The 26,404-nt window shown below is 68.6% G+C and carries 28 protein-coding genes, 1 tRNA gene and 1 riboswitch; of the genes, 11 read left to right on the plus strand and 18 right to left on the minus strand.

Annotation, left to right across the window (positions count from 1 at the left end; all coding sequences use genetic code 11):
* Positions 1–81: 81 nt before the first annotated feature.
* From ACZ2G3_RS04015 to ACZ2G3_RS04025, 3 genes are read left to right on the plus strand one after another with little or no spacing between them, the layout of a single operon-like run.
* Positions 82–954 carry an ABC transporter permease gene (locus tag ACZ2G3_RS04015; protein WP_470397807.1) on the plus strand — a complete coding sequence of 291 codons (873 nt, stop codon included), beginning with the start codon at positions 82–84 and terminating at the stop codon, positions 952–954.
* Complete coding sequence (locus ACZ2G3_RS04020; protein WP_419268952.1) at positions 951–1,766, plus strand: ABC transporter permease; 816 nt, start codon at positions 951–953, stop codon at positions 1,764–1,766. Before ACZ2G3_RS04015 ends, ACZ2G3_RS04020 begins: the two co-directional genes overlap by 4 nt.
* Positions 1,763–2,884 (plus strand): ABC transporter ATP-binding protein, encoded by a 1,122-nt coding sequence (locus ACZ2G3_RS04025; RefSeq protein ID WP_470397809.1) that lies wholly within the window; start codon positions 1,763–1,765, stop codon positions 2,882–2,884. The genes ACZ2G3_RS04020 and ACZ2G3_RS04025 overlap by 4 nt, the downstream gene beginning before the upstream one ends.
* Here ACZ2G3_RS04025 and ACZ2G3_RS04030 read toward each other — a convergent pair.
* The 5 genes from ACZ2G3_RS04030 to ACZ2G3_RS04050 form a co-directional block, all read right to left on the minus strand.
* A complete protein-coding gene (locus ACZ2G3_RS04030) occupies positions 2,881–4,227 on the minus strand; it encodes a cytochrome P450 (protein WP_470397810.1) in 1,347 nt (448 codons plus the stop codon). The genes ACZ2G3_RS04025 and ACZ2G3_RS04030 overlap by 4 nt on opposite strands.
* Positions 4,224–5,414 (minus strand): hypothetical protein, encoded by a 1,191-nt coding sequence (locus ACZ2G3_RS04035; protein WP_470397811.1) that lies wholly within the window; start codon positions 5,412–5,414, stop codon positions 4,224–4,226. Before ACZ2G3_RS04035 ends, ACZ2G3_RS04030 begins: the two co-directional genes overlap by 4 nt.
* A 66-nt stretch (positions 5,415–5,480) precedes the next feature.
* The gene (locus ACZ2G3_RS04040; protein ID WP_470397813.1) at positions 5,481–6,167 is read right to left on the minus strand and encodes a M48 family metallopeptidase; all 687 of its coding nucleotides are present in this window, start codon (positions 6,165–6,167) and stop codon (positions 5,481–5,483) included.
* 50 nt (positions 6,168–6,217) lie between these two features.
* Positions 6,218–7,399 (minus strand): vWA domain-containing protein, encoded by a 1,182-nt coding sequence (locus ACZ2G3_RS04045; RefSeq protein ID WP_470397815.1) that lies wholly within the window; start codon positions 7,397–7,399, stop codon positions 6,218–6,220.
* Complete coding sequence (locus ACZ2G3_RS04050) at positions 7,399–7,581, minus strand: hypothetical protein (RefSeq protein WP_419268946.1); 183 nt, start codon at positions 7,579–7,581, stop codon at positions 7,399–7,401. The genes ACZ2G3_RS04045 and ACZ2G3_RS04050 overlap by 1 nt, the downstream gene beginning before the upstream one ends.
* Before the next feature lie 118 nt (positions 7,582–7,699).
* Between ACZ2G3_RS04050 and ACZ2G3_RS04055 the strand changes: the two genes are divergently transcribed.
* On the plus strand, positions 7,700–9,316 hold the full coding sequence (locus ACZ2G3_RS04055; protein WP_470397817.1) for a GMC family oxidoreductase: 1,617 nt from the start codon (positions 7,700–7,702) through the stop codon (positions 9,314–9,316).
* On the opposite strand, the gene ACZ2G3_RS04060 is transcribed toward ACZ2G3_RS04055, so the two are convergent.
* From ACZ2G3_RS04060 to ACZ2G3_RS04080, 5 genes are all read right to left on the minus strand, one after another.
* Positions 9,313–10,626 (minus strand): GH1 family beta-glucosidase, encoded by a 1,314-nt coding sequence (locus tag ACZ2G3_RS04060; RefSeq protein ID WP_470397819.1) that lies wholly within the window; start codon positions 10,624–10,626, stop codon positions 9,313–9,315. The genes ACZ2G3_RS04055 and ACZ2G3_RS04060 overlap by 4 nt on opposite strands.
* A gap of 58 nt (positions 10,627–10,684) precedes the next feature.
* The gene (locus tag ACZ2G3_RS04065) at positions 10,685–11,503 is read right to left on the minus strand and encodes a metal ABC transporter permease (protein ID WP_470397820.1); all 819 of its coding nucleotides are present in this window, start codon (positions 11,501–11,503) and stop codon (positions 10,685–10,687) included.
* Complete coding sequence (locus tag ACZ2G3_RS04070) at positions 11,500–12,360, minus strand: metal ABC transporter permease (RefSeq protein WP_470397822.1); 861 nt, start codon at positions 12,358–12,360, stop codon at positions 11,500–11,502. Before ACZ2G3_RS04070 ends, ACZ2G3_RS04065 begins: the two co-directional genes overlap by 4 nt.
* A gap of 64 nt (positions 12,361–12,424) precedes the next feature.
* Positions 12,425–13,282, minus strand: coding sequence for a manganese/iron ABC transporter ATP-binding protein (locus ACZ2G3_RS04075; RefSeq protein ID WP_470397823.1), 858 nt, complete (start codon positions 13,280–13,282; stop codon positions 12,425–12,427).
* Complete coding sequence (locus ACZ2G3_RS04080) at positions 13,275–14,150, minus strand: metal ABC transporter substrate-binding protein (protein ID WP_470397824.1); 876 nt, start codon at positions 14,148–14,150, stop codon at positions 13,275–13,277. Before ACZ2G3_RS04080 ends, ACZ2G3_RS04075 begins: the two co-directional genes overlap by 8 nt.
* Positions 14,151–14,245: 95 nt before the next feature.
* On the opposite strand from ACZ2G3_RS04080, the gene ACZ2G3_RS04085 reads away from it, so the two are divergent.
* Positions 14,246–14,662: a Fur family transcriptional regulator gene (locus ACZ2G3_RS04085; RefSeq protein ID WP_419268937.1), complete on the plus strand. Its 417-nt coding sequence runs from the start codon at positions 14,246–14,248 to the stop codon at positions 14,660–14,662.
* A 60-nt stretch (positions 14,663–14,722) separates the two neighbouring features.
* On the plus strand, positions 14,723–15,079 hold the full coding sequence (locus ACZ2G3_RS04090) for a YigZ family protein (protein WP_470397826.1): 357 nt from the start codon (positions 14,723–14,725) through the stop codon (positions 15,077–15,079).
* A gap of 38 nt (positions 15,080–15,117) precedes the next feature.
* Here the strand turns inward: ACZ2G3_RS04090 and ACZ2G3_RS04095 are convergent, their stop codons facing one another.
* Genes ACZ2G3_RS04095 through ACZ2G3_RS04110 form a run of 4 tightly spaced genes read right to left on the minus strand, consistent with a single transcriptional unit; the run spans position 15,118 to position 18,270 of the window.
* Complete coding sequence (locus tag ACZ2G3_RS04095) at positions 15,118–16,095, minus strand: zinc-binding dehydrogenase (RefSeq protein ID WP_470397827.1); 978 nt, start codon at positions 16,093–16,095, stop codon at positions 15,118–15,120.
* Positions 16,095–16,427, minus strand: coding sequence for a DUF6525 family protein (locus ACZ2G3_RS04100; protein WP_470397828.1), 333 nt, complete (start codon positions 16,425–16,427; stop codon positions 16,095–16,097). Before ACZ2G3_RS04100 ends, ACZ2G3_RS04095 begins: the two co-directional genes overlap by 1 nt.
* Positions 16,421–17,041: a DUF1826 domain-containing protein gene (locus ACZ2G3_RS04105; RefSeq protein ID WP_470397829.1), complete on the minus strand. Its 621-nt coding sequence runs from the start codon at positions 17,039–17,041 to the stop codon at positions 16,421–16,423. The genes ACZ2G3_RS04100 and ACZ2G3_RS04105 overlap by 7 nt, the downstream gene beginning before the upstream one ends.
* A complete protein-coding gene (locus ACZ2G3_RS04110) occupies positions 17,038–18,270 on the minus strand; it encodes a GTP-binding protein (RefSeq protein WP_470397830.1) in 1,233 nt (410 codons plus the stop codon). The genes ACZ2G3_RS04105 and ACZ2G3_RS04110 overlap by 4 nt, the downstream gene beginning before the upstream one ends.
* Before the next feature lie 130 nt (positions 18,271–18,400).
* On the opposite strand from ACZ2G3_RS04110, the gene ACZ2G3_RS04115 reads away from it, so the two are divergent.
* Positions 18,401–20,254 (plus strand): ABC-F family ATP-binding cassette domain-containing protein, encoded by a 1,854-nt coding sequence (locus ACZ2G3_RS04115; RefSeq protein WP_470399044.1) that lies wholly within the window; start codon positions 18,401–18,403, stop codon positions 20,252–20,254.
* Between the two features lie 114 nt (positions 20,255–20,368).
* A complete protein-coding gene (locus ACZ2G3_RS04120) occupies positions 20,369–21,109 on the plus strand; it encodes a MipA/OmpV family protein (protein WP_470397831.1) in 741 nt (246 codons plus the stop codon).
* Positions 21,110–21,216: 107 nt separating this feature from the next.
* Here the strand turns inward: ACZ2G3_RS04120 and ACZ2G3_RS04125 are convergent.
* From ACZ2G3_RS04125 to ACZ2G3_RS04140, 4 genes are all read right to left on the minus strand, one after another.
* Positions 21,217–21,293, minus strand: a tRNA-Arg gene (locus ACZ2G3_RS04125).
* A gap of 60 nt (positions 21,294–21,353) precedes the next feature.
* Positions 21,354–22,100, minus strand: coding sequence for a triose-phosphate isomerase (tpiA, locus tag ACZ2G3_RS04130; RefSeq protein ID WP_470397832.1), 747 nt, complete (start codon positions 22,098–22,100; stop codon positions 21,354–21,356).
* Positions 22,101–22,169: 69 nt separating this feature from the next.
* The gene (locus ACZ2G3_RS04135; RefSeq protein WP_470397833.1) at positions 22,170–22,541 is read right to left on the minus strand and encodes a HesB/IscA family protein; all 372 of its coding nucleotides are present in this window, start codon (positions 22,539–22,541) and stop codon (positions 22,170–22,172) included.
* 122 nt (positions 22,542–22,663) lie between these two features.
* A complete protein-coding gene (locus tag ACZ2G3_RS04140) occupies positions 22,664–23,020 on the minus strand; it encodes an SUF system Fe-S cluster assembly protein (protein ID WP_419268923.1) in 357 nt (118 codons plus the stop codon).
* Positions 23,021–23,141: 121 nt separating this feature from the next.
* Here ACZ2G3_RS04140 and tgt point away from each other — a divergent pair, with 121 nt between their 5' ends.
* The 3 genes from tgt to ACZ2G3_RS04155 all read left to right on the plus strand — a co-directional run bounded on the left by tgt (position 23,142) and on the right by ACZ2G3_RS04155 (position 26,316).
* A complete protein-coding gene (gene tgt / locus ACZ2G3_RS04145) occupies positions 23,142–24,272 on the plus strand; it encodes a tRNA guanosine(34) transglycosylase Tgt (RefSeq protein WP_470397835.1) in 1,131 nt (376 codons plus the stop codon).
* 67 nt (positions 24,273–24,339) lie between these two features.
* Positions 24,340–24,472, plus strand: a riboswitch (FMN riboswitch).
* A 72-nt stretch (positions 24,473–24,544) separates the two neighbouring features.
* Entirely contained in the window at positions 24,545–25,015 is a 471-nt protein-coding gene (locus tag ACZ2G3_RS04150; RefSeq protein ID WP_470397836.1) for a 6,7-dimethyl-8-ribityllumazine synthase, read from the plus strand.
* 152 nt (positions 25,016–25,167) lie between these two features.
* Complete coding sequence (locus tag ACZ2G3_RS04155) at positions 25,168–26,316, plus strand: iron-containing alcohol dehydrogenase (RefSeq protein ID WP_470397837.1); 1,149 nt, start codon at positions 25,168–25,170, stop codon at positions 26,314–26,316.
* Positions 26,317–26,404: the final 88 nt, after the last annotated feature.

A 26,404-nucleotide genomic window follows, 5' to 3' on the forward strand; every position in this document is an offset into this window, starting at 1 on the left:
AACCTCTTTTCCTTGCGCGGCAGCTATGGAAGGAATTGCCCAAAGACTCCGGCGGATCGGGGCGGGCAGGGAAGGGATGCGATGGCCAGGGCCAAACTCGACGCGGAGGCAAGGGCAGGGCTGTCGCTGATCGCGCCGCCGTTCCTTTACGCGCTGCTGATCCTGGCGGCGCCCCTGCTGACGATCCTGGCCTACAGCTTCCTGACCGACGGCTACCTCGAGGTGCTGCGCGAACTGACGCTGGACAATTACCTGCAGGTCCTGACCGACCCGATCGTCCGCGTGGTGATGATGCGCTCGCTGATCGTGGCGGGGGTGGTGACGCTGGCCACCGTGCTGCTGGCCTTTCCCGTCGCCTATTACGTCAGCTTCATGGTGCGCCCCGAGAAAAAGGCGATGTGGCTGTTCCTGATCACCATCCCCTTCTGGACCAGCTACCTGATCCGGGTGTTCCTGTGGAAGGTGATCCTGGGCTATAACGGCGTCGTCAATTCGTCGCTGACGGGCCTCGGGATCATCGACGAGCCGCTGACCTTCATCCTCTACAACGTCAATTCGATCGTGATCACGCTGGCCCATGCCTATGCGCCCTTTGCGATCCTGCCGATCTTCGTGGCGCTGGAAAAGATCGACCGCTCCCTGCTGGAGGCCGGGCGCGACCTGGGCGAAAGCCGGGCGATGACCTTCTGGCGGGTGACGCTGCCCCTGGCCATGCCGGGCGTCATCGCCGCCGTGCTGATCGTCTTCATCCCGACGATCGGCGACTATGTCACGCCCGAGGTGATCGGCGGCGGCAAGATCCCGATGATCGCCAACCTGATCCAGGTGCAGATGCTGGCGCTGGACAACCGGCCCCTGGGCTCGGCGCTGGCGGTCACGACGATGCTGATCGTGGCGGTGGTCAGCCTGATCTTCCTGGCGCTGAACCGCCGTTTCCTGAAGGTGCGCCAATGAACCGTTCCCGCGGCCGCGGCCTGCAGGCCTATGCGGTGCTGTACCTGCTGTTCCTTTATGCGCCGATCCTGCTTTTGCCGATCTTCGCCTTCAATTCCGGCACGATCATCGCCTTTCCGCTGCAGGGCTTCACGACCGACTGGTTCGCGCAGATGTGGGGCAATGCCACGCTGCGGCGCGCGCTGACGAATTCGCTGACCATCGCCGTCTCGGCCTCGATCCTGGCGACCTGCCTGGGGATCTTCGCGGCCCGCGCCTCGACCCGCTTCACCTTTCCGGGCAGGGGCGGGATGATGGGCTTCATCATGCTGCCGATGGTCCTGCCCGAGATCATCGTGGCCATGTCGCTGCTGGTGGTCCTGCTGGGCCTGGGCGTCCAGCTGTCGATCCTGACGGTGATCCTGGGGCACACGCTGATCTGCATGCCCTATGCGATCGCGATCCTCTCCACCGCCTTTTCCAGCCTGGACCGGTCCCTGGAAGAGGCCGCCTATGACCTGGGCGAAAGCAGATGGGGGGCGTTCCGCCTGGTGACGTTGCCCCTGGTCATGCCAGGCATCATCAGCGCGCTGCTGATCTCGTTCACGATCAGCCTGGACGAGTTCATCATCGCCTTTTTCCTGGCCGGGACCGAGCCGACGCTGCCCACCTACATCTTCAGCCAGCTGCGCTTTCCGCGCGCGATCCCCGTCATCATGGCGCTTGGGACGGTGCTGGTCGTCATCTCGGTCGTCCTGCTGGCGATCGGCGAATATTTCCGCCGCCGGGGCAATGCCCGCATCGGCGGCTCCCCGACCGGAGGCCTGATGTGAGCGACGCGCCAAAGCCCATGATCGAATGCAAGGGCGTCCAGAAATACTATGGCGACTATCACGCGCTGCGGGGCATCGACCTGACCATCCGCGCGGGCGAGTTCTTTTCGCTGCTGGGCCCGTCGGGCTGCGGCAAGACCACGCTGCTGCGCACCATCGCCGGGTTCGAGGACATCAGCAGCGGCGTCGTGCTGATCGACGGTCGCGACATGGGCGAGGTGCCGGCGAACAAGCGGCCCACCAACATGGTGTTCCAGTCCTATGCCATCTTTCCGCATCTGACGGTCGCGGAAAACGTGGCCTTCGGCCTGCGTCGCGATCCCCGGTCCAAGGCCGACAAGGCCGCCGCGGTCGAGGAGGCGCTGGCGATGGTCGGCCTGAAGGGCTATGGCGCGCGGTCGGCCCACGCGCTGTCGGGCGGGCAGCGCCAGCGGGTGGCCCTGGCCCGAGCGCTGATCCTGAAACCCAAGGTCCTGCTGCTGGACGAGCCCCTGTCCGCGCTGGACCGCAAGATGCGCGAACAGATGCAGGTCGAGCTGATCAAGCTGCAGCGTCAGGTCGGCATCACCTTTGTCCTGGTCACCCATGACCAGGAGGAGGCGCTGGTCATGTCCGACCGCATCGCCGTCATGTTCGAAGGTGAGATCGCGCAGCTGGACGGGCCCGAGGCGCTCTATGCCCGCCCGGCCACGCGAAGGGTCGCGGATTTCATCGGCGTGATGAACTTCCTGCCGGCTGATATCCTGTCCGAACGGGGCGGCACCGTGACCGCGGACGTGGCGGGCCTGGGGCGGGTCGAACTGCCGGCCGCCCAGGTCAGCCGCGCCAGCCCCGATGACGAGGGGCCGATGATCGGCTTCCGCCCCGAGACGATGACGCTGGTCGGGCCGACCGCCACCCATGCGCAGCCGCGCGAGACCAGCGCGACCATCGACGAGGTCGTCTATTACGGCGACATGACCTATTACGACCTGCGGCTGGACGGCTCGGCGCGGGTGGACGGCAAGGCGCGGACGGTGCGGATCTCGATGCGCAACGTCTTTGGCCGCGACATCCAAGAGGTCGGCACCCGCACCCGCCTGGCCTGGTCGCCGGGATCGCTGGTCCTGTTCCGCTAAGGGCGCGGCGACAGGCGCAGCCAGATCCCGTCGCGCGCCCGGATCGTCAGGCGGGCGACCGGCTGCGGGATGCGGTCGGTGGGCTGCAACTGCCAGGCCGCGACGATCGTGGCCAGCATCACGACGCCCTCGGCCATGGCCAGTCCCGCCCCGGGGCAGGCCCGCGGCCCCGCCGAAAAGGGCAGATAGGCCGCGCGGGCGCTGGCCTTGCCCTCGGGCGTGTCCCACCGGCCCGGCTCGAAGCTGTCGGGCCGGTCCCACAGGCGCTGGTGGCGGTGCAGGTGCCAGGGCGAGACCACCAGCTGCGCCCCCCGGGGCACGGGGCGATCGCGGAAGGTTTCAGGCAGCGTGGCCTCGCGGACGAACATCGCGACGGCGGGATAAAGCCGCAGCGCCTCGCGAAAGACGGCGCGGGTGGTCCTGAGGCCGGAGAGGCTGCCGAAATCATCGGTCAGCAGATGCGCCTCGGCGGCGACCCGGTCCTGCCACTCCGGATGCGCGGCCAGCAGCCACAGCGCCCATCCCAGGACCGAGGCGCTGGTCTCGTGTCCCGCCAGGAACATCACCGCGACCTGGTCGACCATCTCGGCCTGGGAAAAGCACTGGCCGGTTTCCGGGTCCGGGGTGATCATGATCTTGGTGGCCAAATCCTGGGGCGCGCGGCCTTGGCGGATGGCCTCAATCCGGTCGGCGACCAATGTCTGGATCAACCCCCGGATGCGGCCGGCCGTGGCGCGGGTGCGGCGCGAATGCGGGCGCGGCAGCCAGCGGGGCAGGGGCAGCAGCGCCGCCAGGTTGACCAGCGGCTGCGCCTCCTGATGGGCGCGGAAGGCGCGAAAGACCTGGGCCGCGACCGCATCCTCGATCGGCAGGGAAAACAGCGTGCGAAAGATCACGTCGGCGGCGGCATGAGCGGAATGCGGCTCCACGTCCACCTCGCCCGACGCCAGGCGGGCGGCGGCGGCGCGGGCGGCATCCAAAATCGCCGCATGGCTGTGGCGCAGGCGGCCCCCCTCGAAGGCGGGATCGATGATGCGCCGCTGACGCGCCCAGTCCTCGCCGTTGCTGATGAAGACGCCATTCCCCAGCAGCGGGGCCAGCCCTTCGCGCATCCGGTTCGATTTCGGGAAATCACCGGGACGCTCCTGCAGGATCAGGCGGATCAGGGCGGGGTCGTTGCAGAAGAAGCTGTGGATCATCGGGGTGCGGAATTCGGCCATCCAGGCGCGATAGAGCCGCTCGGGCAGGGCCGACAGCAGGTCGCGGCGAAAGCCCCGCATCAGGCCCAGCAGGGTGCCCCGCCCTTCGGCGCCGAGGGGACGTGGCGCCGGCGGCGGCGTCACGGGCGCGCCCCCACCGGCCGGGTGATCCTGCCGGGCGATGGCTTGCGCCCGGCAAAGCGCTCCGCCAAGGTCAGGGGTCCCGCGGTGATGGCGAAATAGTCGTAATCGCCCGGCCGGTCGAAGGCGCAAAGATACTGGAAATGCAGCCGGAACCAGCGGTGGCGGATCGCCTTCTGCCGTTCCGGCGACAGGGTGTGGGTGTAGGCGGCCGAGATGACCAGCGGCCAGCGTTGCCGCGGCCCCGCCTCGCCACAGACCGCCACCGGATCGCACAGCGCAAAGCAGCAGGCATCGCCGGGCGCGGTCACGTCCAGCCAGAAGATGTCTGGCGCCTGCGACAGGAAGGCCAGGTCCGCCCGCAGCCGCGCCGCGCCGGGCAGGAAGGCCGCCATGGGAACCACATGCCCAAGGGTCATCAGCGCCAAAGCCGGGCCGTCCGGCCGCGCCGGGCGGTCGCGCAGCAGGTCCGCCAGCAGCGAGACCGCCAGATAGGCCCCCGAGGAATGCCCGACGACCAGCACCTCGTCCAGATCCTCGTCCAGCGTCTGCGCCAGGCGCTGCCGGAACTGGGCCAGCCGCTCCTCCAGCGCGGGGGGATAGGCGCCCTGGTGCGCCGCGGTGAAGGCATAGTCATGCATCAGGTAATAGGCAAAGAGCCGGTGATCCAGCCGCCGCCCCAGCCACAGGACCGCCCCCGCCACCAGCACGCCGACGGGCAGGGCCAGCCAGGCACCGCCCAGGGCCGCGACCGCCCATGCCGCAAGGCCGCCCGCCAGCAGGGCCAGCCCCAGCTGCGCCAGAAGCACCGCGATGGGATAAAGCGCCGCGATCACCGGTCCGCGCCGCAGCCGCGCCAGCCGCCACAGCGCACCGGTCGCGACATAGGTCCAGGCGGTCCGCACCAGTTGCAGGTAGGTGCCGGCGATCCCCTGCCGCATCGACGCCTGCACCAGGTCGGACCAGACCAGCACCTCGACCTGCGCCTCGGCCTTGTGGCCGTCGATGGTCGTGTCGGCCGCCCAGGCAAAGCGCCTGCGATCCGCACCGCCCGGCCGCAGCGCCAGCTGGTAGCCCGACAGCCGCGCCTGCTCGGCCCCCTCGCGGCGATAGAGTTCGCGGTAGCGGCGGGGGGGGATGGGGTCGAAGCCCGGCAGGTACAGCACGCGGCGGCGGAAGGGGCGGGTCATGGCTGGCCTTTCTGTCGCAGCGCAGCATAGGAGAAACGCCTGCTGCGACAAGCCCTTGGAACGGGCTCAGCGGGCCTGCCAGCGCGCCTCGTGCGCCTCGATCGCGGCAATGCGCTTGGCGACCGGGGGATGCGACAGGAACCAGGCCGGGGCGCCTGCGCCCGATTGCCCGGTCAGGCGGTCCAGCTTGCGGAACAGGTCCTTTTGCGGCCCCGTCCCGAAACCCGCCTTGATCATCAGGGCGCTGGCAAAGCGGTCGGCCTCGAATTCGTCCTGCCGCGACAGGCGGGCTGCGACGGCGGTGGCCACCGCGCTGGCAATCCAGGCGCCGATGCCGGGCAGGAACCGCCCCAGCACCCCCGCCAGCGCCAGCCGGATCGCGTTCTGCCCGGCAAAGTCGATCATCCGTCGCCGGGCATGGCCCAGGCTGACATGGCCCAGTTCATGCGCGATGACGCTGGCGATTTCCTCGGCGCTGACCTCGCAGGCGTCCAGCTTGCGGATGAAGCCGCGGGTCAGGAAGATGCGCCCGTCGGGGGCGGCCAGCCCGTTCACCGGCTCGACCTCGTAGATATGGGCCTGGATCGGCGGCACGCCCATGGCGCTGCCAAGCCGCTTCAGCATCGGGGTCAGGCGCGGATGGCGCAGCGGCGTCGATTTCTGGTTCAGGTCCTGCTTCAGGCGCCATGCGGAAAAGAACCACATGGCGGCCACATAAAGGATCAGCAGCAGGATCGGCGCGAACTTCAACATGCTGCCAATATGGGCGCATGTCCCGCGGCCCGCCAGATCCCTGCGGCGGATTATCCCAAGAGCCGCATGGCCCGCGTCAGCCCGTCCAGCGTCAGCGGCATCATCCGGTCGGGAAAGATCTGCCCGATCATGCCGATGGACTGGGTATGGCCCCAATGCTGTTCGGGCACGGGGTTCAGCCAGACATGATCGGGCCAGGTCTCGGCCAGGCGGCGCAGCCAGACCTCGCCGGCCTCGGGGTTCCAGTGTTCGCTGGCGCCGCCGGGGACGGCAATCTCGTAGGGCGACATCGAGGCGTCGCCGACGACGATGCATTTGTAGTCCCGGCCAAAGCGATGCAGCACGTCCCAAGTGGGCGTCTGTTCGGTCCAGCGGCGGTGGTTGTCGGTCCACACCCCTTCATAAAGGCAGTTGTGGAAATAGAAGTGCTGCATGTGCTTGAACTCGGACCGCGCGGCCGAAAACAGCTCGTCCACGACGCGGATATGGTCATCCATGCTGCCGCCCACGTCCAAAAACAGCAGCACCTTGACGGCGTTCCTGCGCTCGGGGCGGGTCTTGACGTCGATATAGCCGTGATCTGCGGTGGCGCGGATCGTGCCGGGCAGGTCCAGTTCCTCGGCGGCGCCGTGGCGAGCCCATTGGCGCAGGCGCTTCAGCGCCACCTTGATGTTGCGGGTGCCCAGCTCGACCCGGTCGTCGAAGTCGCGGAACTCGCGCTTGTCCCAGACCTTGACGGCGCGGCGGTGGCGGCTCTCGTGCTGGCCGATCCGCACGCCTTCGGGGTTGTAGCCATAGGCGCCAAAGGGCGAGGTGCCTGCGGTGCCGATCCACTTGTTGCCGCCCTGATGGCGGCTCTGCTGTTCGGCCAGCCTTTCGCGCAGCTTCTCCATCAGCGCCTCAAAGCTGCCGCTGCCCTGGATGGCGGCCTTCTCCTCGTCGCTCAGCAGCTTTTCGGCCAGCTTTTCCAGCCATTCGCGCGGCAGGGCGCGTTCGTTCACCAGCGCCTCGACCGGGATCTCCTCCAGCCCGGAAAAGGTTTCCGAAAAGGCGCGATCGAACCGGTCCAGGTGCCGCTCGTCCTTGACCAGCACCAGGCGCGCCAAGGCATAAAAGCCCTCGACCCTCCAGCCGCCGATCCCGGCCTGCAGGCCGGCCATCAGGTCCAGCCATTCCCGCAACGAGACCGGAACCCCTTGCCGGCGCAGGTTGTCGAGAAAGGGCAGGAACATCAGGCCATCCGGTGAACGAAGATCGTGGCGAAGAGGCCGATCATCGCAAAGCCGAGCGCAAAGGCAATGGCATATTGCACCCGGTCGCGACGGTTTCCGCCCAGCCTGCCGGCGCGGCGCCAGCCCAGAAGTGCGCCGATGATGGCGGCGATGATGACGATCATGACGGTCCTTCCGGTCACGTGAAGCCCCTGCCAGATATCCCGCCCGGCCCCTGCCCGCAACCGCGACAGATCCGCCACCCCGGCTTGCCGCCACCGCCCCGCGCCACTAGCCTTGCCCGCGGGGATGGAGGGGCAGATGCAGGATTTCGGCGATTACGACTATGTCATCGTGGGGGCGGGTTCGGCCGGCTGCGTGCTGGCCAACCGCCTGTCGGGCGATCCCCGCAACCGGGTCCTGCTGCTGGAGGCGGGCGGGCATGACAACCGCTTCTGGGTGCATGTGCCGGTGGGTTATCTTTACGCGATGGGCAACCCGACGCTGGACTGGTGCTATCAGACCGAGGCCGAGCCCGGCCTGAACGGCCGCCGCCTGAACTATCCCCGCGGCCGCGTGCTGGGGGGCTGTTCGTCGATCAACGGCATGATCTACATGCGCGGGCAGGCGGCGGATTACGACCGCTGGCGCCAGGCCGGCAACCCGGGCTGGGGCTGGGACGACGTGCTGCCGCATTTCCGTACGACCGAACGGCATTACGAACCCGCCTGCGATCTGCACGGAGACCAGGGAGAGCTGCGCGTCGAGCGCCAGCGGCTGCGCTGGCCGATCCTGGATGCCGTGGCCGAGGCCGCGCAGGAGCTGGGCCTGCCGGCCTGTCCCGACTTCAACTGCGGCGACAACGAGGGCGTGGGCTACTTTCCGGTCACGCAGCGCAAGGGCATCCGCTGGAACGCGCGCAAGGCGTTCCTGAACCCCGCCCGCGGCCGCCCGAACCTGCGGATCGAGACCGATGCCCAGGTCCTGCGCCTGCAGATGGAGGGGCGGCGCGTCACCGGCGTCCTGTTCGACCAGCACGGCCAGCGCCGCCTGGCCCGCGCCCGGGGCGAGGTCATCCTGTCCGCAGGCGCCATCAATTCGCCCGCGCTGCTGGAGCTGTCGGGCATCGGCCAGCCCGAGCGTCTGGCGGCGCTTGGCATTGCCCCGGCTCATGACCTGCCGGGGGTGGGCGAAAACCTTCAGGACCACCTGCAGCTGCGCACGGTGTTCCGCATCACCGGCGCACGCACGCTGAACGACCGCGCGCGGACCATCTGGGGCAAGGCGGGGATCGCGCTGGAATATGCGCTGCGACGCACGGGGCCGATGGCGATGGCGCCCAGCCAGCTGGGGATCTTCGCCAAGTCATCGGAGGCGTTCGACACCGCGAACATAGAATATCACGTCCAGCCGCTGTCCCTGGGCAAGTTCGGCGATCCGCTGGACGATTTTTCCGGCCTGACCGTGTCGGTCTGCAACCTGCGCCCCGAAAGCGTCGGCCATTGCCATATCACCTCGGCCGATCCGACGGCGGGTCCGGCGATCGCGCCCCGCTATCTGTCCTCTCATGCCGACCGGCAGGTGGCGATCGACAGCCTGCGCCACGCCCGGCGGCTGATGCAGACGCAGCGCATGGCAGCCTTCCAGCCGCAGGAGGTCAAGCCCGGCGCCCATCTGCAAAGCGACGAGGATCTGGCGCGGGCCGCCGGAGAGGTGGGCACCACGATCTTTCACCCCGTCGGCACGACCCGGATGGGGACCGGCCCCATGGCGGTGGTGGACCCGCAGCTGCGCGTCCACGGGCTGTCGGGCCTGCGCATCGCGGATGCGGGGATCATGCCGTCGATCGTGTCGGGCAACACCCATGCGCCGGTGACGATGATTGCCGAAAAGGCCAGCGGGATGATCCTGCAGGCGGCGCGGCAGGGGGCGGTCTAGCCCCCCAACATCGACCGGAAGGCGTGCCAGCTGGCCTTGGGCGTGCGGGCCATCGTGTCGTAATCGACATGGACCAGTCCGAAGCGCGGGCCATAGCCCCAGCCCCATTCGTAATTGTCCAACAGCGACCAGTAAAAGAACCCGCGCACGTCCACGCCCCGGTCCATCGCGGCCTTGGTGGCGCGCAGGTGGTCGGCGATGAACTGCACGCGCCGGGCATCGTCGGCGATGTCGGCCCCGGCCGCCAGCGCCATTCCGTTTTCGGTAACATAGAGCGGCAGGCTGCCGGTGTGGTCGCGCGCCAGCCGGGTCAGGAACTCGGTCAGGCCCTCGGGGCGGATCTCCCAGTCCATCTGGGTCTTGGGCAGGGGCCCCGTAACCTCGGCGGCCTGCGGCCACAACCCGTCATTGCCGGTATAAAGACGGCGCGTGTAGTAGTTCACGCCCAGCCAGTCCAGCGGCTGCGCGATCAGGTCCATGTCCTGCTGCCAGCCCTGCGGCAGGTGGGGGCCGATCCCCTCCAGCGCGGCCTCGGGATAGCCCTGTCCCATCAGCGCGCGGATGAACCACTGGTTGTAGATCGCGTCCTGGGTTTCGGCCGCGCGTTCGGCCGCGGGGCTGTTGTCGGCGGGCTGGCTGGTTTCAAAGTTCAGCACGATGCCCAGGTTGGTGGCCCCCTCCGCCCGCAGCGCCCGGATCGCCGTGCCATGGGCCAGCAGGACATGGTGCATGGCCCGGCTGGCGGCGCGGATGTCGCGCAGGCCGGGGGCATGGGCGCCCAGGAAATGCGACAGCCAGGCGATGCACCAGGGCTCGTTCAGGGTGGCGGCGCTTTCCACCCGGTCGCCGATGCGGGCGTTGACCGTGACGCACAGATCCGCAAAGCGGGCCGGGATGTCGCGGTTCTGCCAGCCGCCCTGGGCCGACAGTGCCGCCGGCAGGTCCCAGTGGTGATAGGTCAGAAAGGGCCGCAGCCCGCGGTCCAGCATGCCGTCGACCAGCCGGTCGTAGAAATCAAGGCCCTCGGCGTTCACGTTGACCCCGTCCGGCATCACCCGCGCCCAGGAGGTCGAAAAGCGATAGGCGTCAAAGCCCGCGTCGCGGATCAGGTCCAGATCCTCGGGCCAGCGGTTCAGGTGATCGCAGGCCCGGCTGCCGTTGCTGTCGTCCATGATGTTGCCGGGGGTGGCGGCAAATGTGTCCCAATGCGACAGGCCCGCGCCGCCCTGGGCCGAGCCCTCGATCTGGTAGGCCGAGGTGGCGGCGCCAAAGACGAAGCGGTCGGGAAAATCGGTGCGCGGGGGCAGCATGGCGGGCTCCTTCGGTTGCGTCGCGATGCTGGCACGCGGGGGCGCGCGCGGGAAGGGGTCAGCCTTGCCGGTCGGCGATCTGCCGCCACAGGAAGGCCAGCACGAAAAGCGCCGTCAGGATGACGATGATGGTGGGCGCCGGGGCGCTGTCCAGCCAGAAGCTGGACCAGACGCCCGCCAGGCTGGCCCCGACCGCGATGGTCACGGCCAAGACCAGCATTACCGACAGCCGCCGTGTCATCAGAAAGGCGATGGCGCCGGGCGCGATCAGCAGGCCCACGGCCAGGATGATCCCCACCGCCGACAGCATTGCCACCACGCTGGCCGCGATCATCGCCAGCATCCCGTAATGCAGCCAGCCCACCGACAGTCCCGACACGCGCGCCTGGACCGGGTCGAAGGCCAGCACCGCGAAGTCGCGCCATTTCAGCGCCAGCGCCAGCGTGACGGCCAGCGCGATCGGGATGGCTTGGGCAAAATCGCCCGGGCCGATGCCCAGGATGTTGCCGAACAGGATATGGTCCAGATGCACGCCCGGCGGAAAGACCGTGAAGAGGATCAGGCCCAGGGCGAAAAGGCCCGACATGACCACGCCCAGCGCGGTGTCGGGCTTGATGCGGCTGTTGGCATCCAGCCAGCCGGAGGCCAGGGCGCAGATCATCCCCGCGACAAAGGCCCCCACCAGCAGCGGCACACCCGCCGCATAGGCCAGCACGACCCCCGGCAGCACCGCGTGGCTGATCCCGTCGCCCATCAGCGCCCAGCCCTTGAGGACCAGAAAGCAGGACAGCATCGCCGCCGGCACTGCCACGATGACGGCGATCAGCGCCGCATCGGCCATGACGGGATAGCTGAAGGGCAGCAGGATGTTGGTCATGCGCCCTCGGTCATGGCGGCTCGGGCGCGGCGGCGGGCGGCGCGCAGGCCGTGGGTGGGGGCAAAGACGAAGGCCGCCAGGAAGATCAGCGTCTGCAGCGTGACGATGATGCCGCCGGTGGCGCCGTCTAGGAAAAAGCTGGCATAGGCGCCGATGGCCGAGGTCAGTGTGCCGATGGTCACGCTGATCGCGATCAGGCGGGGAAAGCGGTCGGTCAGCAGATAGGCCGTGGCGCCCGGCGTGACGACCAGCGCGATGACCAGGAAGGCGCCCACCGTCTGCATCGCGGCGACGGTCGATCCTGCCAGCAGGGTGAAGAACAGCGCCTTCAGCCGCTGCGGGTGCAGGCCGATGGTCCGGGCATGGCTTTCGTCAAAGAAGACCACCATCAGGTCGCGCCACTTGGCCAGCAGGATCACCAGCGAGACGCCTCCGATCAGGGCCAGTTGGACCACGTCCTCGGAGGCGATGGCCAGCACGTTGCCCATGGTGATCGCCTGAAGGTCGACGGCAACCGGGTTCAGCGAGATCATGAAAAGGCCGATCCCGAAGAAGCCTGTGAAGATCAGACCGATGATCGCGTCCTGCTTCAGGCCTGTGCGGTTGTTCAGGAACAGCATGGTCAGCGCCGCAAGACCGCCCGACAGGAAGGCGCCAAGCGCGAAGGGCAGGCCCAGCATGTAGGCGCCGGCCACGCCCGGCACGATTGAATGCGACAGGGCGTCGCCGATCAGGCTCCAGCCCTTGAGCATCAGGTAGGCCGAGAGGAAGGCGCAGACGCCCCCGACCAGCGCCGAGACCCAGATGGCGGTCGCCATGTAGCCATAGGTGAAGGGCGTCAGGGCAAGGTCAATCATCGTGCCTCGCGCGCGGGGGTTTTGCACCCCGCCCCCGTGGGGTATTTCTGCAACGAAGATGCGGTCATGCACCGCCCCCGGTGCGGTGGCGGTCGTCATAGAAGATCAGCGGCCGTTCGTCGTCGGTAAAGACGTCGACGGCGCGGGCATCGGCGTCGTCATGCAGGTCGGCGCCGCCCAGCATGAAATGGCGCAGTGTCCCGCCAAAGGCCAGGCGCAGGTTCTGGGGGGTGAAGGTCGTCTGGGTCGGGCCGGAGGCCAGGACGGTGCCTTTGACCAGCACCACGCGGTCGCAATATTCCGGCACCGAGCCCAGGTCGTGGGTCGAGACCAGCATGACCCGCCCCTCGTCGCGCATCTGGCGCAGCAGGGTGATGATCGTCTGTTCGGTCTGCACGTCGACGCCGGTGAAGGGTTCGTCCAGCAGGATCACCCGCGCCTCCTGCGCGAGCGCCCGGGCCAGGAAGACGCGCTTGCGCTGGCCGCCCGACAGCTCGCCGATCTGGCGGCGGCGGAAATCGGCCATGCCGACGCGGGCCAGGGCGTCGGCGACCGCCTGCCGGTCAACGGGGCGGGCGCGGCGCAAAAAGCCCATATGGCCGTAGCGGCCCATCATCACGACATCCTCGACCAGGACCGGGAAGGTCCAATCCACCTCCTCGGCCTGCGGCACATAGGCGACCAGGTTGCCGGCCAGGGCCTGGCGGACCGTCAGGCCGAGGATGCGCACCTCGCCCGTGGCATGGGGCAGCAGGTCCATCAGCGCCTTGAAGAGCGTCGACTTGCCCGCCCCATTGACGCCCACCAGCGCCGTCACCGAGCCCTGCGGGACGCTGAACGCGGCACGGGCCAGCGCCCTGTGGCCGTTGCGATAGGCGACGGTCAGGTCGCGGACCTCGATGCCGGGGGTCATGTCACTCATCTTCCAGCCGTCCGACGATGGCTTCGGAGGTCACGCGCAGCAGGTCCAGGTAGGTCGGCACCGGCCCGTCGGCGTCGGACAGGCTGTCCACGTAGAGGATGCCGCCGTATTCGGCGCCCGTTTCGGCCGCGATGCGCCGTGCGGGCCGGTCCGACACCGTGCTTTCGGAAAAGATGACCGGCGCGCCGTTGTCGCGCATGCTGTCGATCAGGCGGCGGACCTGCTGGGGCGTGCCTTGGCCTTCGGAGTTGATGGGCCACAGGAACAGCTCCTGCAGGCCGAAGTCGCGGGCAAGGTAGGAGAATGCGCCCTCGGAGGTCACCAGCCAGCGGCGCTGCGGGGGCAGGGCGCGGGCGCGGTCCCTGAGCGGGCCGACCACCTCGGCGATCTGCTGCTTGTAGCTGTCGGCATTGGCGCGATAGGCGGCGGCATTGTCGGGATCGGCCGCAGCCATGGCCCCGGCGATGTTGTCGACATAGACCTGCGCGGAATCCAGCGCCATCCAGGCATGGGGGTTGGGCTGGCCGTCGTAATCGCCGCCGCTGATCGGGATGGGCGTGATCCCGTCCGTGACCGTCACCACCGGCACATCGGCGATGCCGTCCAGGAAACGCTGTGCCCAGAGATCCAGGTTCAGCCCGTTCACCAGCACCAGGTCAGCATCGGACAGGCCGATGATGTCGCCCGGCGTCGGTTGATAGCCGTGGATCTCGGCGCCCGGGGGGGTGATCGAGTGGACCTGTGCATGATCGCCCCCGACATTGCGTGCCATGTCGGCGATGATCGTGAAGCTGGTGGCGACCTTCAGCTGATCGGCCGTGGCCGACACAGGAAGGAACAGCAGCAGGGCAGCGAGGTATCGGATCATGACGGCCTCCTTCCGGCGTTATCTGCGAAACGTTTGCAACTGTCAATAGTTGCGAACCAGTTGCAACTAAGGGCGGGCTGCGGCAGAATGGCACCATGACGGATGGACGCGCGACACGGTTGGAAAAGGCGCTGCGGGCGGCGGGGGTGCGGGTGACGCGCCAGCGCGCGGCCCTGCTGCAGGTGATCGCGGCGGCCGAGGATCATCCCGACGCGGCCGAACTGCACGCCCGGGCGATGACGGCGGGGGCGGGGGTGTCGCTGGCCACCGTCTATCGGACGCTGACGACGCTGCAGGCGCAGGGCGTCATCGAGAAGCTGGAGTTCCAGGGCGAACCCGCCCGGTGGGAGGCCGCCGACCAGACCCATCACGACCACATGATCGACGTGGACAATGGTGCCGTGATGGAGTTCAGCGACGAGCGGATCGAGCGTTTGCAGGCCGAGATCGCGGCCGAGATGGGCTATGAGATCGTCCATCACCGGCTGGAGCTGTATGTACGCCGGCGCTGAGGCGGCGGGCAGGGGGCGCCGTCCCAATCGCGAGAGTCGGGCCAAGGAAGAAGGTCGCCAGTGAAGGTTTTCGACAAGATCATTTCCGACCGCGGATCGCGATACGCGGTGTCGGGCGGCCCTGCCGCCAGCCGGGCCGAGGTTGCGGCGATGCTGGCCGAGCTGCGGCAGGTCAAGCGTTTCGCCAAGGCCACCCATCACAGCTGGGCTGCCATCCTGGGGGGCGAACCCGTCCGTGACGATGACGGAGAAAGCGGCGCGGCGGCCCTGATCCTGCAGATGCTGGAGCGGGCGGGACTGGAGGATCACGTGGTGATCGTGACCCGCTGGTATGGCGGCAAGCACCTGGGCGGCGACCGGTTCCGGCACGTGGCCGATGCGGTGCGCCACTATCTGCGCGAGACCGGCCTGGGGTGACCCCGCCGGCGCGGGCGGGGTCCAGAAGCGGGGCAGGTTCAGGGGCGGAACATGATCTTGCCTTCGCGACCCGGCGTCAGGGCCGCGCGTGCGGCTTCGGCCGGCTGGTCCAGGCCAAAGCTGCCGCCCGAGCGCAGGTCCAGCTGCCCGCCCATGACCAGGCCCATCAACTCGCCGAACATGCGCTGGCGGTCTTCGGGGGGCGTGGCGGGCATAACCTTGGCGCCCCAGAAGCCCTTGACCGATAGGTGCTTGAAGATGATCGGGCCGGCGGGCAGCTGCAGTGCCTCGCCCGTGGTCGAGCCGAAGGTGACCAGCAGCCCTTCCTGTCCCAGCAGCTCGATCAGGCCGGCGGCGACCTCGCCGCCGACGGAGTCCACGGCGGCGCGCGCGCCATCCGGGCCGACCAGGTTGCGGACGTGCGCGATCCAGTCCGGGTCCGAGGTCGAGACGATGTTGGCGATGCCCATGCCGGCCAGTTCCTCGGCCGCTTCGGGGCGGCGGACCAGGTTCACCAGCCGGACGCCGCGGGACGCGGCCAGCACGGTCATGATCTTGCCCACGGCGCCGTTGGCGGCGGTCTGGATCACCCAGTCCCCGGGCGACACCTTCAGGAATTCCAGCAGCGTGATGGCGCTGAAGGGCATGGCGATCAGCTGGGCCGCGGCCTCATCGGGCATCTCGTCCGGCACGGGGATGACCCCTGCGGCATCCGTCAGGGCATATTCGGCCCAGGATCCCTTCAGCCCGGCGGCGGCCACGCGGCGGCCCTGCAGGGCGGGATCGACCTCGGGGCCCGTCGCCTCGACGATGCCCACCGCCTCGCTGCCGCCGGTCGCCGGAAGGGCGGGCTTGGTGCCGTAGGTGCCGCGGATGGTCCAGATGTCGTGATTGTGGATCGGTGACAGGATCACGCGGATCAGCACCTGGCCGGGGCCCGGCTCGGGCCGGCCCGTCTGGGTCATGTGCAGGACTTCGGCGGGTTCGCCGAAGCGGTCATGGGTGACGCTGCGCATCAGGAATATCCTTTCGATCCGTTCCTCATCATCGGCAGATAGGCAGCGTGCCCCCCTGCCGCCAGTGCCGGCCCGGCTGCCCCCGGGTCAAGCGGCACGATCCGGCCGGAACGGGCTGCGGGCCTCGCGCCGCAGGGCCTGGGCCTCGGCACGTTCCAGGGCTTCCAGCGCCTCAGGGATGCTGGCGACCAGGGCAGCGCCGCCTGCGACAGCCACAGCCGCAGGGCGGGCGGCAGCGCGTCAAAGGCGGCCATCGGGTCGCGCGTGCGGCGGCGCAGGCGCTGCGCGGTCTGGCCCAGGTTGGCGCCCCGCTGCGGCCGCGGGCTCAGCACGAGGCCGCCTCGGCCGCGGCGTCCACCAGCACCAGCAGACGGGTCTGGCCGGGGATGGCCGGGGGCGAGCGGTGCAGGATGCCCGTGGTCTCACCCGCCCAGTTCCGCCCCCGGAACAGCGCCACGCTGCCCGTCGGAACCTGCCGCAGGGCCGAAACCTCCGCCGGTGCCGAGGCCGGTCCGAATTGCGTGCCAGCCCCGCGCAGGGTGCAGAGCAGCCGTGCATCGACCGCATCCAGATGCCATCTCGGGCAGTCCTGGCCCGCGCTGACCTTGAGATGAAGGTTGATCAGCAGGGCGTTCAGGTGGTGGGCTGCCTGCAGGGCCAGGCTGGCGATGTCGGCGATCAGGGCGCGCCGATGCGGGCCGGGTGCCAGCCCCGCGGCGTCGCAGGCGGTGGCCAGTGCGGCGGGCGCATCCTGCGGGCGCAGCACCTGGCGCAGGCGGGGCAGGTTTTGCGGGGGCAGCGCATCCAGCCAGGCCTGCCAGTCGGGTGCCGGTCTACGGTGCCAGATCGCAACTGCCACGCCGGGCATGGCGATGGTGCCCAGGACGCGGGGGTCGGCGGATTCGTTCATCGCCGTGGCCAGGCGCAGCGTGACGGGTTTGTTCATGCGGCCACCTCGGTCGCGCGGCGCCAGGCCGGGAAGGGATCGGGCAGGCGCGCCCAGGCCTGCGGATCCTCGCCCCATTCCTCGCCCAGAAGGCAGGCGTCCATGCGGGCACGCAGGCGATCCTCGTCCATGCCGGTGCCGATGAAGACCAGCTCCTGCCGGCGATCGCCAAAGGGTTCCGCCCAATGGCGGTCCAGATAGGCCCGGCTTTCGTCATGGCCGGGCCAGCGTTCGCGCGGGATCGCCGCCCACCATTGCCCCAGCGGACGGACGCTGGACAGCGCGCCTGCCAGAGAGAATTCGGCCACCCAGTCCGGGCGCGTGGCCATCCAGAAATGTCCCTTGGCCCGGATGACGCCGGGCAGCGGGCCGTTCAGCAGCTCGAAGATCTTGCGCGGCTCGAAGGGCCGGCGGGCGCGATAGACAAAGCTGCCGACGCCGTATCCATCGGTTTCGGGGGTGTGGTCGGCGGCGCCGTAAAGTTCCTTGGCCCACATCGGATGGTCATGCGCGCGGTCAAAGTCGAACAGCCCGGTGTTCAGGATGTCGCGCGGCGCCACGCGGCTGTGGTCGGTCTCGATGATGCGGGCATCACCGTTCAGGGCGCGGATGATCTTGCGGGCAGCATCCACCCGCTCAGACCCCGCATCGCCGCATTTGTTCAGCACGACGATGTCGGCAAATTCGATCTGGTCGGTCAGCAGGTCGACCAGCGTGCGGCCGTCGCCCGCACCCGCGACCTCGCCGCGGTCGGCCAGGAAGTCATGGCTGGAAAAGTTGCCCAGCAGGTTCACGGCATCCACGACGGTGACCATTGTGTCCAGCCGGGCGACGTCGGACAGGCTGCGCCCCTCGGCATCGGTGAATTCAAAGGTGGTCGCCACCGGCAGCGGCTCGGCGATGCCGGTCGATTCGATCAGCAGGTAGTCAAAGCGCCCGCTGAGGGCCAGGTTGCGCACCTCGACCAGCAGATCCTCGCGCAGGGTGCAGCAGATGCAGCCGTTCGACATCTCGACCAGGGTTTCCTGGGTGCGCGTCATCCCGGCCTCGCCGCCGTCCAGGGCGGAATGGACCAGGTCCGCGTCGATGTTCACCTCGGACATGTCGTTGACGATGACGGCGACGCGCAGACCTTGGCGGTTGTTCAGCACGCCGTTCAGCAGCGTCGTCTTGCCCGCGCCCAGAAAGCCGGACAGCACGGTAACGGGAAGGCGGCGATCTTCGCTCATGGCAGGCTCCTCTGATTGGCTGAGGAGTTTGTTACAATATCACATAACCTCAATCAAGCGGCGCCGGATCATGCTGCGACCTTCCGCCGAGGGCATTGACGGCCCGCCCCCGATGCGCCATGCCGCGCCCATGCTGCGCATCGATGACATCTCGTATTCCATTCAGGGCCGCCCCTTGTTCGCAGGGGCCAGCGCTACCGTTCCCGAAGGCCACAAGGTGGGCCTGGTCGGCCCCAACGGGGCAGGCAAGACCACGCTGTTCCGCCTGATCCGCGGCGAGTCGCAGCTGGACGGCGGAGAGATCAGCCTGCCCAACCGCGCCCGCATCGGCGGCGTGGCGCAGGAAAGCGCGGCCACCGGCCGCTCGGTCCTGGACACGGTTCTGGACGCCGACCAGGAGCGCACGGCGCTGATGGCCGAATCGGCCACCGCGACCGACCCGCACCGCATCGCCGAGATCCAGACCCGGCTGACCGACATCGACGCCTGGTCGGCCGAGGCGCGGGCCGCCACGATCCTGGACGGCCTGGGGTTCAGCACCGCCGACCAAGCGCGCCCGACCAGCGACTTTTCCGGTGGCTGGCGGATGCGGGTGGCGCTGGCCGGTGTGCTGTTCGCGCAGCCCGACCTGCTGCTGCTGGACGAACCGACCAACTATCTGGACCTGGAAGGCGCGCTGTGGCTGGAGGGCTACCTGGCCCGCTATCCGCATACCGTGATCATCATCAGCCACGACCGCGGCCTTCTGAACCGGGCCGTCGGCCATATCCTGCATCTCGAGAACAAGAAGCTGACGCTGTATACCGGCGGCTATGACAGCTTTACCCGCATCCGCGCGGAAAAGCGGGCGCTGCTGGCGGCCGAGGCGAAGAAGCAGTCGGACCGCCGCGCCCATCTGCAAAGCTTCGTCGACCGCTTTGGCGCCAAGGCCAGCAAGGCGCGCCAAGCCCAGGCCCGCGTCAAGATGCTGGCCAAGATGGAGCCGATCACGGCACCCGAAGAGGCCAAGTTCCACCGCTTCACCTTTCCCCAGCCCGAGGAACTGTCGCCGCCCATCGTGGCGATGGAGGGCGTTTCGGTGGGCTATGGCGACCGCGCGGTGCTGAAGAAGCTGCATCTGCGTATCGATCAGGACGACCGGATCGCCCTGCTGGGCCGCAACGGCCAGGGCAAGTCCACCCTGTCCAAGCTGCTGGCCGAGCGGCTGGGCACGATGGAGGGCAAGGTGACGCGCTCCTCCAAGCTGCGCGTCGGATACTTTGCCCAGCACCAGGTCGACGAGCTGCATCTGGACGAGACGCCGCTGGACCATATCCGTTCAGTGCGCCCGAACGAGGGGCAGGCGAAGCAGCGCGCCCGGCTGGCGGGGTTCGGCCTGATGGAGGCGCAGGCCGAAACCAGGGTCGGCCAGCTGTCGGGCGGCCAGAAGGCACGCCTGTCGCTGCTGCTGGCGACCATCGACGCGCCGCATCTGCTGGTCCTGGACGAGCCGACCAACCACCTGGATATCGAAAGCCGAGAGGCGCTCTCCGAGGCGCTGAACGATTATACCGGCGCCGTGGTGCTGGTCAGCCATGACATGCACCTGCTGGGGCTGGTCGCGGACCGGCTGTGGCTGGTCAAGGACGGCGCCGTCGCCCCTTACGAGGGCGATCTGGACGACTATCGCAAGTTCCTGCTGTCGGGCGATGCGCCCGCCGAAAAGCCCGCCGAACCGGCCAAGGCTGCGGCCCCCAAGCGTCCGTCGCGCGATGCCGTGCTGGCGCTGCGCGCCGAGGCGCGCAAGGCCGAGGAGCGGGTGCAGAAGCTGACCGAGATGATGGGCAAGCTGGACGTCAAGCTGGCCGATCCGGGGCTTTACAACGATCCCTACGAGGCCGAAAAATGGGGCAGGAAGCGGGCCGAGGCGGTTCGCGCCCTGGCCTTTGCCGAAGAGCTGTGGATGGGCGCGCTGGAAAAGCTGGAAGCGGCCGAGAACGTCTGAGCCGGCGGCTGTTGCCGAAATGCGGCGCGTCGTCCCGACGGCGCCGGTTGCGGTTGTGCACCGGCGCCCGAACGTTCAACATGTGCGGATCATCCTTCAGCTGGAATCGACCCCATGAAACTTGCCCTGGCCTTTGCCGTCCTGTTCGCCGCACCGCTTCACGCGCAGGATTTCGGCGCCGCGGACGGCCGCACCTTTTCGGCGGATGTGGGTCTGGGGGCGGTGGCGGGGCCGAATTATCCGGGTGCGGATGACGGCGACGTGACGCCCTGGATCATCTGGCGCAACGCGGGCTTTGGGACGCCGGGCGGGGCGCAGGCCCAGGGTTTCTCGATCTCGCCTTCGTTCGGCATCAAGGGCGCGCGCGACGGCGACGACGGCGCCGCGCTGGAGGGGCTGGAAGACATCGACCGCGCCTTTGAACTGGGGCTGCGTCTGGCCTATGGCGCGGGTCCGGTGACCGCCTATGGCACGGTGCGCCGGGGCTTTGGCGGACATGAGAGCGTGACCGGGGCAGTGGGCGCGAAATACCGCACCGACCTGAGCGACCGCGTCACCCTGTGGTCGGGCGCGCAGGTCGTCTATGGCAATGACAGCTTTAACGACACCTATTTCGGCGTGACCGAGGCCGAGAGCGCCGCCAGCGGCCTGCCGTCCTATACCCCCGGCAGCGGTGCGAATGAGGCCGCGATCACCTTCGAGGCGCGCTATGCCCTGTCCGACAGCACCGCCGTCCTGGGCGAGGTGCGCTATGGCCGCCTGATCGGTGACGCGGCGGATTCGCCGGTCGTGCTGGAGCCCTACCAGCCGTCGCTGCGCCTGGGTGTCACCCGCCGCTTCTCCTTCGGCTTCTGAGCCTGCGCAAGACAGCGAAGCCTGCCGCATTGCGGCAGGCTTGGCGTTCCAGTTCAGGATGCCAACCAGACGACCGTGGTCGGGCGGTATTCGTATTTGGGGATTTCTGGTGCACCCGACAGGATTCGAACCTGTGACCTCTGCCTTCGGAGGGCAGCGCTCTATCCAGCTGAGCTACGGGTGCCAGTGCTGCCTGATTACCCGCGGGCATCAGGCGGTGCAATGGTGAAAATGCCGCCTGCGGTCAGGCGGCGTCCAGCGCGGCGATGATCGGGGCAAAGTCGCCGGCCTTCAGGCTGGCGCCGCCGACCAGGGCCCCGTCCACATGGGGAATGGCAAAGATCTCAGCCGCGTTGCCGGGCTTGACGCTGCCGCCATAGAGCAGCGCGACATCGGCGCCGTCATCCAGCCGCGCGGCCAGGTGGTCGCGCAGCAGGGCATGGACCTCGGCAATCTGGTCGACCGTGGGCGTTCGGCCGGTGCCGATGGCCCAGACCGGCTCATAGGCGATGACGGTATTGGCGGCGGTCGCCCCTTCGGGCACCGATCCGGCCAGCTGCGCCGCGATCACGTCCAGGGTGGAGCCCGCATCGCGTTCGGCCTCGGTCTCGCCCAGGCAGATGATCGCCACAAGGCCCGCCGCGTGGGCGGCCTCGGCCTTGGCGGCGACGATGGCATCGGTCTCGGCATGGTCGGCGCGGCGTTCGGAATGGCCCAGGATCACATGGGTCGCCCCAACATCGCGCAGCTGTGCCGCCGCGATATCGCCGGTATGCGCGCCCGAGGCCTTGGCATGGCAATCCTGCCCGCCGACCAGCAACTCGCCCGTGCCCACCCGGGTGGCCATCGCATGTACCAGCAGGGCAGGGGGGCAGATGAGGACGTCGCAACCGGCGCCCGCGGCGGCCGTCACCAATGCGTCGACCTGATCCAGCGACGCCAGGTCGCCATTCATCTTCCAGTTGCCTGCAGCCAGTTTGCGCGGTGCCATCGGGTCCTCCTTGTGCTGCCGGGGACTTAACCCGCCAGTTTCGGAAACCGCAATAGCGTTGGCGGCAGGTCAGTCCTGCGCGCGGCTGCCTTCCAGCGGTTCAAAGCGCACGGATTCGCCGCAGCCGCAGGCGTCGGTGACATTCGGGTTGCGGAACCGGAAGCCGGATTCCAGCAGGCCGGTCTCATAATCGATCTCGGTGCCGAACAGGAACATCTGCGCCATGGGGGCGATCAGGACACGCGCGCCGTCCAGTTCGACCACGGCCTCGTTGGGGGCGGCGGCCTCGGCCAGTTCCATCGTGTATTCCATGCCGGCACAGCCGCCCTTCTTCAGGCCGATGCGGAGGCCATGGGCGTTCTTGCCCGACATCAGCCACGAGATCTGCGCGGCGGCGGCAGGGGTGATGGTGACGGGCGCGGTGCCGGGAATGGCGAACATCGACGAAATCCTTCTTGCTCGGCTCAAAGATAGTCACCGGCACCCCGGTCCTTCAAGGCCGGCGCCCCGCGAAAGGTCGCGAGAGGGCCGGACCCTAGGGCGCCGGGTTCCGCGGCCGGTCCTTACATGAAGCCCAGTTCCAGCCGGGCCTCGTCGGACATCATGTCCATGCCCCATTGCGGCTGGAAGGTCATCTCGACGTCGACCTGCTTGACGCCGGGCAGCGGCTCGACCGCATCGGCGACCCAGCCAGGCATTTCGCCCGCGACGGGACAGCCGGGCGCAGTCAGGGTCATGATCACCCGGACCTCGTTCTGGTCGCTGATGTCGATCGTGTAGATCAGCCCCAGGTCGTAGATGTTCACCGGGATTTCCGGGTCATAGACTGTCTTGCAGGCCTCCACGACCGCCTCGTAGAGCGGATGGTCGGTGGACGAGGGCGCGATCAGGGGTGCGCCTTCCATCAGGGGTTCGGTCATCGCGTCATCCTTCAATTCCGACCAATTATATAGGGCAGGCACCGCCCGCGGTCCAGTGGCGCGCATTGCACACCCGGGTCCGTGCCGCTACACCGTTCCGGTTCCAGCGACAGGCCCGGTGATGACGACGCGTTTTTCCTATACCCTCCAGGCGACCGACGGCGCGGCGCGCACGGGCGTCATCGACACGCCCCGCGGCCAGATCCGCACCCCCGCCTTCATGCCGGTGGGCACCGCGGCGACGGTCAAGGCGATGCTGCCCGAAAGCGTGCGGGCGACGGGGGCCGACATCCTGCTGGGCAACACCTATCACCTGATGCTGCGCCCCGGCGCGGAACGGGTCGCGCGGATGGGCGGGCTGCACCGGTTCATGAACTGGGACCGGCCGATCCTGACGGATTCTGGCGGCTTCCAGGTGATGAGCTTGGCCGGCCTGCGCAAGCTGACCGAGGAAGGCGTGACCTTTTCCAGCCATGTCGACGGCTCCAAGCACCACCTGACCCCCGAGCGCAGCATGGAGATCCAGCGCCTGCTGGGCAGCGACATCGTGATGGCCTTCGACGAATGCCCCGCGCTGCCGGCGACGGTTCAGGCGGTGGCGGATTCGATGCGCCTGTCGATGCGGTGGGCGCAGCGGTCGCGCGACGCATTCGGCGACCGGCCCGGGCACGCGCTGTTCGGCATCATGCAGGGCGGCGTCACGCGCGACCTGCGCGAGGAATCGGCCGAGGCGCTGAAGGGCATCGGCTTTGACGGCTATGCCGTCGGCGGCCTGGCGGTGGGCGAGGGGCAGGAGGCGATGTTCGGCGTCCTGGACTATGCCCCGGGATTCCTGCCGGTGGACAAGCCACGCTACCTGATGGGGGTGGGCAAGCCCGACGACATCGTGGGCGCCGTGCAGCGCGGCATCGACATGATGGACTGCGTTCTGCCCTCGCGGTCGGGGCGGACGGGGCAGGCCTGGACCGCGCGCGGGCAGGTCAACATCAAGAACGCCCGCCACCAGGACGACCCGCGCCCGCTGGAGGAAGGCTGCACCTGCCCGGCCTGCACGGGCTATTCGCGCGCTTATCTGCACCATGTCTTCCGCGCGGGCGAAATGATCAGCGGCATGCTGCTGACCTGGCACAACCTGCATTACTATCAGCGGCTGATGGAGGGCCTGCGGCAGGCGATCGCCGGGCAGCGCCTGGACGCCTTCGTTGCGGATTTCCATGCCGAACGGGCCCAGGGCGACATCGAGCCGCTGTGACCTGTCGCAATCGTACCGGAATTTGCCGTATCGGTCCTTGCACGGGGCGTTGGAAAGGCTATCTTCGGGATGTTCTCAGGGCGGGGTGAAATTCCCCACCGGCGGTGACAGCCCGCGAGCGCCTTTCCCCTGTGGAAAGGGTCAGCAGATCCGGTGAAATTCCGGGGCCGACGGTATAGTCCGGATGGAAGAGAACCGCATTCGGTCCCGCAAGGGCCGGGTGAGGTGCATGCCTTGGGACCTAACGCGAAGCAACGTAAGGTTCCTGCAAGATGACAAAAACTCCTCGTATCGCCTTCATCAAAGCCCGCTGGCACGCCGATGTCGTGGACCGCGCGCATGACGGTTTCCTGGCCGAGGCGTCGCGCCTGATGCCCGGCGCCACCGTCGAGGCCTGGGATGTGCCCGGCGCCTTCGAGATGCCGCTCTTGGCCAAGAAGCTGGCCCGGACCGGCAAGTACGACGCCGTGGTCGCCGCCGCGCTGGTGGTAGATGGCGGTGTCTATCGCCACGATTTCGTGGCGCAGGCCGTCGTCTCGGGCCTGATGCAGGCCGGGATGGAGACCGATGTTCCGGTCTTTTCCGTGTCGCTGACGCCGCACAACTATCAGGAAACCGAACTGCTGACCGGCTTCTACCGCGAGCATTTCGTGAAGAAGGGCGCCGAGGCCGCCAATGCCGTGGCCCAGATGCTGGCGGTCGAGCGGCAGCTGGCCGCACTGGACCAGGCGCAGGCTGCCTGATTCATCCGCAGGCGATGCCGGGACACCGGCGTCGCCTGCACCCGTTCCGTGCGACGATCGGCGGGCCGCGCCCGGGTTGCCGGGCGCCACCTATCGACAGCGGCGCCGATAGGCCGGATATCTGGGAAAAGCCCAGTCAGCCGGAGCCTGCCATGCCAGCCCCCTTTGCCTTTGCCACAGCGACCGAAATCCTGTTCGGACGGGGACAGTCCACGGCTGCGCCGGACCGGGTCGCGGCCTTGGGCCGCCGCGTTCTGCTGGTTCATGGCCGCGATCCGGGACGCAGCGCCGGCCTGGCGCAGGGGCTGCGGGCCGCAGGCTGCACCGTCCAGGCCTTGGCCATCGCCCAGGAGCCCGACATGGCGCTGATCACGGCGGGGGTTGAATCCGCAGGCGATGCGCAGGTCGTGGTCGCGATGGGCGGCGGCGCGGTCATCGATGCAGGCAAGGCCATTGCGGCGCTGATCCCGGCAAGCCGTCCGATGCTGGACCATCTGGAGGTGGTGGGCCGGGGCCTGCCGCTGGATCACCCGCCCTTGCCCTTTGTCGCCATCCCCACGACGGCCGGAACCGGCGCCGAGGTCACGCGCAACGCCGTGATCGGCGTGCCCGGACAGGGCCGCAAGGTCAGCCTGCGCGACCCGAGGATGCTGCCGCGCCTGGCCATCGTGGACCCGGCGCTGACGGATGGCTGCCCGCGCGGAGTGACGCTGGCCTCGGGGCTGGATGCCATCACCCAGGCGATCGAGCCCTATGTCTGCACGCGGGCCAATGCGCTGACGGATGCGCTGTGCCGTGATGCGATCCCGCGCGGCCTGGCCGCGATCCGCCGCCTGATGGAGGCCGAGGATGCGCAGGCCCGTGACGAGATGGCTTGGGTCAGCCTCTGCGGCGGCCTGTCGCTGGCCAATGCGGGCCTGGGGGCGGTGCATGGGCTGGCGGGTCCGTTGGGCGGGATGACCGGGGCCGCCCATGGCGCGATCTGCGGCGCGCTGCTGCCGCATGTGCTGGTGGCGAACCGGGATGCGGTGACGGATGCGGCGCTGGCTGTGCGGCTGGACCAGGTCGGCGGCTGGATCGGCGCGGCCTTCGGGCATCCGGATGCCACGGTTCCGACCGCGGCAGGGCTGCTGGCGGACTGGGCGCGATCCGCGGGCCTGCCGGGGCTGGCCGCGCAGGGTGTCGATGCGGGCGCGCAGGCGGCGGCGGCCGATGCGGCCGCCAGCTCATCCTCGATGAAGGCGAACCCGGCGGCGCTGACCCCGGCCGCGCTGCGGGCCGCAATGCAGGCCGCCTGCTGACAGGTCGCCTGCTAGCGCAATCACAGCGGAAAATAACAAAGTAACAAAGTTCATGTTGTTCCTGCCGATCACCGTGTTAGAACGCCCG

Source organism: Paracoccus sp. KKT209 (assembly GCF_055635455.1).